Origin of the sequence: Corallococcus sp. AB049A, assembly GCF_003668885.1 — a bacterium.
GTDB classification, from domain to species: Bacteria; Myxococcota; Myxococcia; order Myxococcales; family Myxococcaceae; genus Corallococcus; species Corallococcus interemptor.
Map to the genome: position 1 here is coordinate 1 of NZ_RAWL01000265.1, position 12,128 is coordinate 12,128.

Below are 12,128 nucleotides of genomic sequence, written 5' to 3' on the forward strand. Positions count from 1 at the left end.
GCTCCAGGGCGCCCAGGGGGGCGGCTTCGTGCGGCGTGCCGGCCGCCAGTCCCTCCTGCTGCTGGGCTCCACGCGCGCCGCCGCCTTCGTTGCGCTCCGCCTCTCCGGAGCGGACGGAGGTGTCCATGCCGTCCTGGCCGGAGGACTGCTCCAGGCCTCCCTTGGCGGAGGCGCCGTGCGCGGAGCCTCCCTTGACGCTGGCGCCGCCCTTCGCGGGGGCTCCCTTCCCGGTGGCCTTGCCCGGAGTCCTGGACTCGGCGGGCTGCTGCGCCTTCTCACCCTTCTCCTGCGCGGGCCCTTGCAGGGGCAGGCCCGGGCGGGGAAGGCCAGACGGAAGGCGGACACTCATGGACGGGGCCTCGGTGAGGGGGGAATCAGGCCAGGTTCTTCAGGTGGACGACGAGGTTGCTGTTGTTGCTGCCCAGCGTGCTCGCGTCATCCGTGGGGATGACGTAGCCCTGATCCGCGCCGACGTGCTTGCGGAAGAAGTCTACCACCTCCGGATCCTGCACGTTGGACGTGGTGCTCTTCTTGATGCCGTACGCGGCGCCGTCCGCTCCCCTGGCCTTCACGGAGTCAGGCGCGGAGGCGAGCAGGTTGTCCATCGTGCCCGACAGGCGGCCGCCGCCCTCCGGCTGGATGGTCATCGCGGCGTTGTGGCCCTCGATGTAGCTGACGTCGTAGTAGGTGTTGCCGAACCCGCCGTCGAACTTCACTTCACCCAACGTCGCGTTCTTGCCGTCGCCGTTGTCGCTGCGGAAGTTGCCGGACCAGTTGTCCGGGAACTGCACCGTCTTCTTCTCACCGGGCTGCAGCGTGACGGAGTCGACGGCCTTCTCGCCCGCGTTGGGGGTGAAGTTCACCGTCATCGGCTTGTCGCCGTCGTTGTTGAGCGTGAGGGTGTTCTTGCCCTTCGACGCGCCCGAGGCGCCCACGGACGCGGGACCGGCGACGTCAGCGTTCTTCTGGGGAGCCGCGGGAGCAGCCGCCGCCTCCGGAGCAGGAGCCGCGGCCTGCGCGCCCAGCGTCTGCACCAGCTGGGTGAGCATCTGGACGAGCTCACTCAGCTGCTCCATCGGGTTGCCGCCCTGGAGCGCGCCCTTCTTGCCCACGCCCGCCGGCGCGTCGAAGCCATCCGCCTGGAACAGCCCCTGGAGCGAACCCGGGCCGCTCTTCGCCGTCACCGCCGCGGGGCCGGCCACCGGGCCGGACAGCTCCGTGGAGGCCGTGCGGGGGGAGAAGGAGGAGCTGGCAACGGACGGCTTCGACAGGGGGGAGAGCGCCATGGCGGTGTTCCTCGGAAGATTGGATGGGGCGGCCGGGAAGAAGCCGTCCAGAGCAGCGATGCAGGGGGCTGGAGCAGGGCGCGTGCCAGCCCTCCCCACGGTCCAAGTCCCTGAAACAACTGGCGTGTGGAGCGGCAGCAGGCCGCCGGACTGATGACTGCCGTCAGGCCCCTGGTGTCTGCCGTCATCAGGCCCGTGAAGACAGTCATCCGTTGATGGCTGGCGTCATCGTTTGAGCGTCCACCGGGACCTCATGGGTGGTGCCCTACCCAAGGGTGTCTCATGAAACGCCTGTCCAGACAGACCCACGCACGGGGTTTGTTTGTTTGGAAGGTGAAAAATTCGCATGTCTGGGATTGGGTGTTACCAACTTGACACCTCGACGCTGGGTGTGGGTCGGGGGCGTGCTCCCGCGCGCGTCGCCGCATTCCCTCGCGGGTCTCCCTTCTTCGCTCCCCATTCCTATGTCCGTTCAAATGCCTCTTCGGGCGCCGCCCCCTTCGTGGGGACGGTTCCTGGTCGTCGTGTCCGCATTGCTCACCCTGGCCGGCTGTCAGAAGGCCGCCGCTCCCGCCGAGCCCCAGGCGGAGGACGTGGGCGCCGCGCGCTTCGTCGTCGCCGTGCACCAGGCGGTGACCGCCTCCGACGTGCAGCGGGTGGACCTCACGGTGGATGGCCCGGGCCAGCCGGAGCTCACCGTGCAGCTCGCGCCGGACAACTCGGTATGGACGGGCCTGTTGAGCCAGCTGCCCGCGGGCGCCGGGCGCCGCTTCCGGGCCTTCGCGTATGACTCGAACGCGCGGCTCATCTACCGGGGCGAGGCGCTGGACGTCACCATCACCGCCAACCAGACGGTCCAGGTGAACATCCTGCTCCAGCAGGTGGACCCGTCCCCCGAGTTCGAGAACGCCGGCCCCATCATCACCTCGCTGGTGGTGTCGCGCTCCTCGGTGGAGGTGGGCGGCTTCGTGGACGTGCGGGCCACAGCCTACGACCCGAACAGCGGCGACGTGCTCACGTACGCCTGGACGGCGACGGCGGGCACCTTCGGCACGCCCGCGGCGCTGGCCTCGCGCTGGACGGCCCCCATGACGGAGGGCGTGCGGACGCTGACGCTGACGGTGGCGGATCAGCTGGGCGCGTCCACCGCGGTGAGCTTCCCCATCCTCGTGGAGGGCACGGGCGTGGGCGAGGCGGAGGTCTTCGTGCGCTTCAACTCCTGGCCGCAGGTGGTGTCGCTCACCGGCTTCCCCACGCAGGTCGTCCCCGGCCAGTCCATTGGCGTGAGCGCGCAGGGCCAGGACAACGACGACGTCGCGGCGAACCTGCACTACGCCTGGACCGCGAGCTGCGCGGGCACCTGGACGGACGAGGGCACCGCGAACGCGCGCTTCACCCCCTCGGAGCTGCCCGCGCAGGGCACCTGTGACAACTGCCAGCTCACCGTGCGCGTGACGGACGGCCGGGGCGGCGAGGGCCTGGGCCACCTGGGCGTGTGCGTGGGCGCGCCGGTGTCCGCCAACGTGGCGCCGCGCATCACCAGCGCGTTCCAGACGGCCCGCACCGTGGGCCCGGGCAGCACCGTGCGCTTCAACGTCCGCGCCATGGACCCGGAGGGCACCGCCCTGGGCTTCGCCTGGGAGACGACGGCCGGCACCCTGGGCACGTCCGCCCCCATCTCCGAGGGCAGCGAGGTGACGTGGACGGCCCCCGCGTGCGTGGACGCGCAGGCGACGCCGGTGGTGCGCGCCCGGGTGACGGACGCGGAAGGCCTGGAGGCCGTGCAGACCTTCTCCCTCACCTGGACGGGCCCCGCGTGCGCCACGGCGCTGGGCTTCCTCACGCAGCCCTCGGACGTGCTCGCGACGAACGTCATCACCCCCGCGGTGCGCGTGGTGCTGCTGGACAGCCTGGGCCGCACGTCGCTGGCCCCCTCGGGCCCGGTGCGGCTGGCGCTGGGCGCGAACCCCGGCGCGGGCACGCTGTCCGGCACGGTGGAGGCGGCGCCTTCGGCGGGCATCGCGACGTTCGCGGACCTGAGCATCGACGCGTCGGGCGTGGGCTACACGCTGGTGGCGTCCGTGGCGGGGCTGCCGTCCCTGGCGAGCCAGGCCTTCACCATCCAGCCGCTGGCCGTGCGCGGCGCGTCGGTGGACCGCTTCGTGACGACGGGCAACGCGCAGCTGAGCCGGAACACGGACCTGGGCGCCACGGTGGTGCAGGCGCTGGTGGAGCAGGGCAACGGCACGTTCACGACGTTCAACGGCGCGGGCGCGGCGGATGGGACGTTCTCCATCCAGGGCGTGCCCTCGGGCGCGTACTACCTGCGGCTGGGCAAGGACTACGTGGTGACGAACTCGCGCGCGCCGGACCTGGGGCGTGACGGGCAGGGCCGCCCGGACGCGGCCCCGGCCAGCGCGAGCACGACCCTGTCCGTGGACCTGCAGGGCCTGGCGCCCTGGCAGGTGGGAGACGACCTCGAAGTCTTCTCCGCGGGCACGGGCCTGTGGGCGCAGGGCGTGCCGGAGTACGCGCTGACGGGCGCCGCGCTGGGCGCGGGCAGCCAGCGCTGGACCCAGACGCTGGAGTACGCGGGCATGCGCAACGCGAGCCCGGTGGAGGCCGCCTCGGGTGACACCGTGACGTTCCACCAGCTCTCCATGAAGTCGGAGGCGACGAGCGGCGCGCCCGTGGCCTACACGGCGGCGACGCGGGCCTTCTCCGCGCCGCTGGCGGTGGCGCAGGGCGGCACGGCGAGCTTCACGGGCACCCTGGCCGTGCTCGCGCAGGACCAGGTGCTGAACGTGGACCTGCGCACGCAGGACTTCGAGGCGCTGCGCACCCAGGTGCACCCCAGCGCCCAGCCCGTGGACCACGCGCTGTTCGTCGCGGCGTTCCCGGACGGCACGCGGGGCAGCTACGCGTCCGCGCCGGACCTGCTGACCTACTTCCCGGTCACGGGCGCCGCGAACCGCGTCTTCTCCTTCAGCTACGGCAACCCCTTCCCGGGCTTCACGCAGGCGGGCCTGGCGGAGACGTCCTTCACGGTGTCGCTGCTGGCGCCGGGCGCGACCCAGGCGCTCACCGTGCGGCCCTCGGTGGGCCAGGCGGACGCGCTGCCGTCGTTCCACGCCTCCGCGCTGGCGCCCCGGCTGGGCCCCGCGCGCTCGCCGACGCTGGCGGGCCAGGATGCCTTCGGGAACGTGACGGGCGTGGGCCTGACGCCGCGCCTTGCCTGGACGGCGCCGTCGGTGGGCACCGCCACGCACTACCGCGTCCGCGTCTATGAGGTGTTCGTGAACGCGCAGGGCCGCACGGCGCAGGCCGCGGGCGGGCCGGTGGCGCAGCTGTACACGGCGGCCACGTCGCTGCGCTTCCCGCCCGGCGTGCTGGCGGCGGGCAAGCAGTACTACGCCATCCTGGAGGCGGCCTCGTCTGGCAACGCCGACTTCCAGGGCCACCCCTTCCGGTCCGCCTGGCCGGAGGCGCACGCGATGCTCGTGACGGGCATCTTCGCGCCGTAGGCGTCGCGGCGTCCTGAAGCGCCGCTTCCGCCCCGAGCCTCCAGGTCCTCGTCGGGCCCTGGAGGCTTCGGGCGTTTCCGCAGTCACCCCCGTCGTCGCCGGAAGCTCCCCATGTCCCTACCGCGTTCGGTGCGTGCCCTGATGGGCACCGCCGTGTTGTGTGTCCTTTCCCTGTTGTCGGTGAGTTGTGCCACGGATGAGCTGGATGACGCCTGCGACGCGGGCTGTGTCGCGGGCGAGGCGTGCCAGGACGGAGGCTGTATCGATGAAGCCTGTGTCGGGGTGGTGTGTCCCGACGGGCAGGTGTGCGCCGGGGGCGATTGTGTCCAGCCCGCGGTCATCATCCCCACGCCGGTGGAGGCGCAGTGGGGGACGAAGAAGGAGAACGGCGAGGTGTGCGCCGCCAACCGGGATTGCAACAGCGGCACCTGCGCGGATGGCGTCTGCTGTGACTCCGCCTGTAACGGCGCATGCGACGCGTGCAACCTGCCCGGCAACGAGGGCATCTGCACCGTCGCCCCGCGCGGCACGGCGTGTGACGACGGGGATGCCTGCACCCTCGAAGACGTCTGCGACGGTGAGAGCGCGACCGCCTGCGGCGGCACGCCCAAGGCCTGCAACGCCCCGCCGGACCAGTGTCACGAGGCGGTGGGCGCCTGCTCCGAGGGAACCTGCACGTACACGACGAAGCCCGTGGGCACCGCGTGTGATGACGGCAACGCCTGCACCAGCGGGGAGACCTGCGGCACCGACGCGAGCTGTGGCAACGGCACGCTGAAGGTCTGCGAGTCGCCGGGCGGCGTGTGCCTGGAGAACGCGGGGGCCTGTCAGCCGGAGACGGGCGCGTGCACGTACACGCCCCGGTCGCCGGGCACGGCGTGCCGCGCGGCGGTGGGCCCGTGTGACGTGGCGGAGGTCTGCACGGGGGCCGGGGGCGAGTGCCCGCCGGACCTGAAGCAGCCGGCGGGGACGGCGTGCGTGGACGACGGCAACCCCTGCACCACGGATGTCTGTGATGCGTCGGGCTCGTGCCTGCATCCGGTGCTGGCCATGGGCACGGTCTGCGGCGCGGGCAGCGTGTGCAACGCCTCCGCGCAGTGCATCTCCAGCTGCTTCATCGACGGAGCGCTGGTGGCGGCGGGAACGACGAACCCTTCGGGCGCGTGCCAGGTGTGCGACCCGTCCCGCTCCACGTCTGCCTGGAGCTTCCAGTCCGCGGCCACGCAGTGCCGGGGCGCGGCGGATGCCTGTGACGCGGCCGAGTACTGCACGGGCAGCAGCGCGCAGTGTCCGGCGGACGGTGACGTCGCGGCGGGGACCAGCTGCGGCGCGGGCAGCATCTGCGATGCGTCCGGCCAGTGCTCCGCGAACTGCTTCATCGACGGCACGCTCTACGCCTCCGGAGCCACGAACCCGGCGGGCGCGTGCCAGGTGTGCAACCCGACGCTGTCCACGACGGGCTGGAGCTTCAAGCCCGCGACCACGCAGTGCCGCTCGGCCTCGGGTGTCTGCGACGCGGCCGAGTACTGCACGGGCAGCAGCGCGCAGTGCCCGGGCGATGTGGCGCTGGGCAACGGCACCACGTGCGGCGGCGGAACCGAGAGCGCCTGGGGCGCGTGCGAGGGCTTCTCCGGGACGTGCGGTGAGACGGGCACGCAGTCGCGCACGGTCACGGTGCAGGCCTGCTTCAACGGCGGCTGCCAGGCGTCCACCACCACGGAGACCCGCGCCTGCACGCGCAGCACGCAGGGCAGCGCCTGTGGTTCCTCCAGCACGGGAAGCTGGGGCACGTGCAGCTACTCCGGCACCTGTGGCGAGAGCGGCAGCCGGTCCCGCACGGTGACGGAGGGCTTCTGCTCCGCGGGCACCTGCCAGCCGTCGAGCCGGACGGAGACGGAGGCCTGCACCCGCGACACCGACGGCATCACCTGCGGCAGCACGACGACGGGCAGCTGGGGCTCTTGCAGCTACTCCGGCACCTGTGGGGAGGACGGCGTCCAGTCGCGCACCATCACGGAGCGGTTGTGCTCCGCCGGGACGTGCCAGTCCTTCAGCGACACGGAGACGGCGGACTGCTACCGCAACACCGAGGGCAAGTCGTGCGGCACCACCACGACGGGAAGCTGGAGCGCGTGCGGCGGCTACTCGGACGCCTGCGACGAATTCGGAACGCAGTCGCGCAGCGTGACGACGCGGACGTGCTCGTCGGGCTCGTGCGGCAGCACCCCGTCCACGGAGACGACGACCTGTACCCGCAGCACGTCGGGCAATGCCTGCGGAACGCAGGTCAGCGCCTGGTCCGCGTGCGGCGGCTTCAGCGGCACGTGCGGCCGGTCGGGCACCCGGTCCCGGACGGTGACGAACCTGACGTGTGGCGGGGGCAGCTGTAACTTTAATGGGAGCATCACGGAGACCCAGGCGTGCGAGCGCGACACCACGGGCGCCTCCTGCAACGACGGCAACGCCTGCACCACGGGCGATACGTGCGACAGCGGCGGTGGCTGCTCCGGCACCCAGAAGACCTGCCCCGGCGGCGCGACGTGCTCGAACGGCGTCTGCCCGGCCGTTTGCAGCGCACCGGACGAGGCCATGTGCAACGGCGTCTGCACGACCACCTCGGATGACAACAACAACTGCGGCGGCTGTGGAAACAAGTGTCTCACGGGCGCGGGCTTCTTCTGCGTGGACGGCGGCTGCATCTGCCTCGGCTTCAAGGGGCCTGATGATCCCCGGCGGGACAAGGCCCTGCCGCGCTGCGCGCCGTAGCAGGACCTGAAAACACTTCTCGCGCGGGACGCATGCGCCCCGCGCGAGAAGTCTTCACGGTCTCATCCCGTCCGGGTCAGACCCTTCGGACCGTGCTCGAATGGATGAGCCGGAGGATGAGTAGCAAGACCACCGCTCCAATGAACGCCACGAAGATGGTGCCCGCGAGCCCACCGAACGGGGCACCGGTGCCGAGCGCCCGGAGGATGAAGCCTCCCAGGAACGCGCCCACCACGCCCACGACGATGTCGCCAATCACGCCGTATCCACCACCGACCACCGCGGACGCGAGCCATCCAGCAATGAGGCCGATGACCGCCCACAACAGGATTGTCTCCAGCGCCATGTCTTTTTCCTCCCTAGCGAGGTGATGGACGAAACATGGGCATGAATTCCGGCCGCGCTCGCCCCACTCCCCAGGGCGACGGCAGGGCAGGCAGGCAGCCTGGAAGGGCTCCAGAGGGAAGCGGGGCAGAATGCCCCACGAAGACGTGGGGCAAAACGCCCCACTTTGACGCTGTGTTCGCGCTCTGATGGCATCGAGTGAACACCTGCCGTCACGCGCGGCAAGGAGTTCACATCCGTGAATCGCATCTTTGAATCCACCGGGGCGCCGTTGCAGTTCGACCGTGAGTCCTTCCGGTGCCGTCACACGCTCCTGGGACACCCCGCGCTGGAGCTGGAGAACCTGGCGGGCGTGGTGCAGCGGCTGCCTTCCGAGAACGTGTTCTTCAGCTCCGGCCTGGTGCCCAAGGACGCGGACTTCGACCGCGCGCACGTGGACTACCGCACCGGCCTGTCGCTGAAGGACACCGTGGAGAACATGATGACGAGCAATTCGTACATCATGCTGCGCGCGCCGGAGCAGGACAGAAGCTTCCATGAGCTGTACCGCGCGCTCTTGTCGGAGGTGGAGGACCTGATGCGCGCCCAGGGCGTGGGCACGCACGCCGTGGACCCCATGCTCTACCTATTCATCGCGTCCCCCGGCAGCGTCACGCCCTTCCACCTGGACCGCTACTCCACGCTGCTGATGCAGTTTCGCGGCACCAAGTCCGTGCACGTCTCGAAGGCGTGGGACGAACAGGTGGTCCCCGCGCCGGACCTGGAGGCCTTCGTCGCGCGCTCCGGCTCCAAGGTGAACTACCGCGAGTCCTTCGACGCCACGGCGACGCGCTACGCGTTCGGCCCCGGGGACGCGCTGCACATCCCCTTCGTGGCGCCGCACTACGTGAAGAACGGCGCGGAGGACGTCTCCGTGTCGCTGTCCATCATCTTCAACACCCGTGAGACCGCCCGGCACCTGCGAGCGCTGCGCGCCAACCACGCGCTGAGAAAGCGCCTGGGCCCCCTGGGCTACCAGCCCACGCCGGTGAACCGCTTCCTGCCGTTGGACCACATGAAGAGCGGCATGGAGCGCGTGGTGCGCCGCGCCCGGGCCCTGCTGCCCGCCTGAGCCCTCGCGCCCACGGGCAGGCGTCCCGCGGCCCACCAGGACGAACACCGTCACAGGTGTGCGCATGAGGCCGGGACACATGCGCGAGAAGCGGAACCGATGCACGCCGGCACGAGGTGTTGACGGCACTGCCCTTAAAGATGCATTTGTAATGCATCTTTTGGGGCGTGGGCCCGGAAAGGCAGCGAAGCCATGACGAGCGTGTACGAGAAGATTGGCGGGGAGCCGGCGATGGCGGCGGCGGTGGACGTGTTCTACCGGAAGGTGCTGGCCGACGAGCGCATCAGCCACTTCTTCGAGGACGTGGACATGGAGCGCCAGGCCGCGAAGCAGAAGGCGTTCCTGACGATGGTGACCGGCGGGCCCGCGAACTACTCGGGCAAGGACATGCGCGCGGGGCACAAGCACCTGGTGGATCGCGGGCTGAACGACATGCACTTCAACGCGGTGGCTGGGCACCTGAAGGAGACGCTGGAGGAGCTGGGCGTGCCCGCGGACCTGGTGGGCCAGGTGATGGCCGTCGCCGAAGGGGCGCGCGCGGACGTGTTGAACCGCTGAAGGCAGCAACAAGGAGGCACGTCATGGCCAAGGTGCGGCATGAATCCGAGTGGTATCCGCTGGAGCCCGGGGAGACGGTGCTGGACGGGCTGCTGCGCCAGGGCGTGCACGTGCCTCATGCGTGCCGGGCAGGGGCCTGCCAGTCCTGTCTGATGCGGGCGACCTCGGGCGCGGTGCCCGAGGCGGCGCAGGTGGGGCTCAAGGACACGCTGCGGGCACGCGGCTACTTCCTCGCGTGCGCGTGCCGGCCCCAGGAGGGCACGGCGCTGGAGGTGGCGGGGGCGTCGGAGCTGCGCGTCCCCGCGCGCGTGGTGGCCCTGGAGTCGCTCAGCGGGGACGTGTTCGCGGTGCGGCTGGAGGTGGAGTCGCCGCTTGATTATCGCGCGGGGCAGTACGTCACGGTGGTGCGCGCGGACGGGCTCGCGCGCAGCTATTCGCTGGCGAGCCTGCCTCGCGAGGGCCAGCTGGAGCTGCACGTGAGGCTCGTGCCCGGCGGCGCCATGAGCGGCTGGTTCGCGCGCGAGGTCCGGCCGGGTGAGCGGGTGCAGCTGCAGGGGCCTGCGGGAGACTGCTTCTACGTGCCCGGTCAGCCGGAGGCGCCCCTGCTGCTGGCGGGGACGGGCACGGGGCTCGCGCCGCTGTATGGCATCCTGAGGGACGCGCTGGAGGCGGGCCACACCGGCCCCATCCACCTGTTCCACGGGGCCCGGGAGCCGGCCGGGCTGTACCTGGTGGACGCGCTGAGGGCGCTGGCGGCGAGCCACCCGAACCTCCACTACCGTCCCGTCGTGCTGGCGGGAGGAGGTGGGCAGATGGAGGAGGGGGCGTTGGAGGCGAAGGTCCTGACATGCCTCCCGAAGCGGCCGGTGGGCTGGCGAGCGTTCCTCTGCGGCAACCCCGAAGCGGTGCTATCCCTGCGCAAGAAGCTCTTTCTCGCGGGGTTCTCGCTGAAGGACATCCACGCGGATGCCTTCCTGCCGAGCACGCCGCGAGCAGGGCCCGTCGCCGGAGCCGCCTGACTTGCACCTGACCCTTCACGCCGACTACTCGCTGCGCGTCCTGATGTACCTGGCGGCGCGGCCGGGGCGCCCGTCCTCCACGCAGGAGATGGCGGACGCCTACGGCATCTCCAAGCACCACCTGGTGCGCGTGGTGCAGACGCTGGCGCAGGAGGGGAACGTGGAGGTGCGGCCCGGGCGGGCGGGGGGCGTGCTGCTGGCGAAGGCGCCGAAAGACATCCGGCTGGGCAAGGTGGTGCGCGCGGCCGAGCCGGACTTCCACCTGGTGGAGTGCTTCGACCGGGAGCACAACACCTGCCCCATCGCGCCGGCGTGCGGCCTCAAGGGAGTCCTGGCGGAGGCGCGCGACGCGTTCCTCGCCACGTTGGACAAGTACTCGCTGGAGGACCTGCTGCGCCGCTCCAAGCCCGGCCTGTCGGACCTGCTGCTGACGCCGGCAGCGCCACAGGGCTGAGCTTCCGGCACGTGCGCATCAGTCCTCGTCCAGGGCATCGAGTTGAGTCTGGGCGATGTCCCGGTAGTGCGGCACGACTTCGACGGCGAGGACGTCCAGCATGGGCTGGCGTGCGCCCTCGGTGTCTCCGGCCTGCTGACGCTGGTAGGAGGTGTTGAGAGCGCGGGAGAGGCGACGGGAGCCCTCGCGGATACGTTGCGCGATTTGCGCCAGGAGCGCGGCTGCACTCGCTTCAGCCTGAAGGGCCCTTTCTGCTTCTTCGGAGGAGATGGCAACGTCAGAAGCGGTGCTTCGGAGCAGGGCGCACACGCTCGCGGTCAGTGTGAGGGGCTGGCCCAGCTCCGACACGCTTCGGTTCAGCTCCCAGATTTCATCCCAGGCCTTGGGGTCGGGCATGTGTGCCTCCGTGCTGGCGGAGTCGCGGGTGGCACTGCGCGAATGGCCACTGACGCTGGCCCTCACAGTTCCTCAAGCAGGCGTAGCAGTCACCTACCCAGTAGGGCTTCTTCGAGTCCTTGCACTGCACGTAGGTCTTGATGCAGTGCTCCCGCCATCCCTTGTCGGGATCGTCCAGTTCGGACAATGCGGCGCCAGCAGCAGCACCGCTTGCGGTGGCTCCCAGGATGGCGGCTGCTTCGGCATCCGTGAGGCCGCACGCGGCAGGGTTGCCCGGGTGGGCCTCTACGCAGCATGTCTCGCTGTCGATGCACGTCGCGGTCGCGCAACTCATCAAGAGGGCGGCGCATGGGGCTGCCATGATGGCGGGCCAGGAAGTGGGTGTCAGGCTGCCCTCCAAAGGGATCCGAGTAGCCCGTCCTCCGGGCAGCGGCGATGGCGAGCGCCTGCCCCACGCGGTACTCGGGTTCCTCCGCCAGCAGGTCCAACAGGGCCTGCATGACCTGCTCCGGCATTCGTGTCTGGCTCATTCACCCGCCGACTGTCAAGGACCGGGGGCATGGATCGCGTGAGGGTCGGCCAAGCGGATCGCCCTGGTGAGTTCGTCAGGGAGCCGGTGCTCGAGTTCGCGGCGCTGACGAGATTGGGGTCGGCCAAGCGGATCGCCCT

The 12,128-nt window shown here is 70.7% G+C and carries 10 protein-coding genes; 6 read left to right on the forward strand and 4 right to left on the reverse strand.

What is annotated here, in order from left to right; all coding sequences use genetic code 11:
• Both D7X55_RS25430 and D7X55_RS25435 read right to left on the reverse strand, forming a co-directional pair.
• Window positions 1-349: hypothetical protein (locus D7X55_RS25430; protein WP_304988901.1), on the reverse strand; the 349-nt coding region annotated here is incomplete at its 3' end.
• 25 nt (window positions 350-374) lie between these two features.
• Window positions 375-1,286 carry a hypothetical protein gene (locus tag D7X55_RS25435; protein ID WP_121724438.1) on the reverse strand — a complete coding sequence of 304 codons (912 nt, stop codon included), beginning with the start codon at window positions 1,284-1,286 and terminating at the stop codon, window positions 375-377.
• A gap of 524 nt (window positions 1,287-1,810) precedes the next feature.
• On the opposite strand from D7X55_RS25435, the gene D7X55_RS25440 reads away from it, so the two are divergent.
• Together D7X55_RS25440 and D7X55_RS25445 are read left to right on the forward strand one after the other, a co-directional pair.
• Window positions 1,811-4,810 (forward strand): hypothetical protein, encoded by a 3,000-nt coding sequence (locus D7X55_RS25440; protein WP_147470204.1) that lies wholly within the window; start codon window positions 1,811-1,813, stop codon window positions 4,808-4,810.
• Window positions 4,811-4,921: 111 nt separating this feature from the next.
• A complete protein-coding gene (locus tag D7X55_RS25445) occupies window positions 4,922-7,576 on the forward strand; it encodes a hypothetical protein (RefSeq protein ID WP_147470205.1) in 2,655 nt (884 codons plus the stop codon).
• 76 nt (window positions 7,577-7,652) lie between these two features.
• Here the strand turns inward: D7X55_RS25445 and D7X55_RS25450 are convergent, their stop codons facing one another.
• A complete protein-coding gene (locus tag D7X55_RS25450) occupies window positions 7,653-7,922 on the reverse strand; it encodes a GlsB/YeaQ/YmgE family stress response membrane protein (protein ID WP_120547752.1) in 270 nt (89 codons plus the stop codon).
• Window positions 7,923-8,159: 237 nt separating this feature from the next.
• On the opposite strand from D7X55_RS25450, the gene D7X55_RS25455 reads away from it, so the two are divergent.
• The 4 genes from D7X55_RS25455 (at window position 8,160) to D7X55_RS25470 (ending at window position 11,063) form a co-directional block, all read left to right on the forward strand.
• Window positions 8,160-9,032: a cupin-like domain-containing protein gene (locus D7X55_RS25455; RefSeq protein ID WP_121724441.1), complete on the forward strand. Its 873-nt coding sequence runs from the start codon at window positions 8,160-8,162 to the stop codon at window positions 9,030-9,032.
• 192 nt (window positions 9,033-9,224) lie between these two features.
• Window positions 9,225-9,590: a group 1 truncated hemoglobin gene (locus D7X55_RS25460; protein WP_120547754.1), complete on the forward strand. Its 366-nt coding sequence runs from the start codon at window positions 9,225-9,227 to the stop codon at window positions 9,588-9,590.
• A 23-nt stretch (window positions 9,591-9,613) separates the two neighbouring features.
• Entirely contained in the window at window positions 9,614-10,609 is a 996-nt protein-coding gene (locus D7X55_RS25465; RefSeq protein WP_121724442.1) for a 2Fe-2S iron-sulfur cluster-binding protein, read from the forward strand.
• Window position 10,610: 1 nt separating this feature from the next.
• Window positions 10,611-11,063, forward strand: a complete 453-nt coding sequence (locus D7X55_RS25470; protein ID WP_121724443.1) for an Rrf2 family transcriptional regulator — start codon at window positions 10,611-10,613, stop codon at window positions 11,061-11,063.
• An 18-nt stretch (window positions 11,064-11,081) separates the two neighbouring features.
• On the opposite strand, the gene D7X55_RS25475 is transcribed toward D7X55_RS25470, so the two are convergent.
• On the reverse strand, window positions 11,082-11,459 hold the full coding sequence (locus D7X55_RS25475) for a DUSAM domain-containing protein (RefSeq protein ID WP_121724444.1): 378 nt from the start codon (window positions 11,457-11,459) through the stop codon (window positions 11,082-11,084).
• Between the last annotated feature and the right edge of the window lie 669 nt (window positions 11,460-12,128).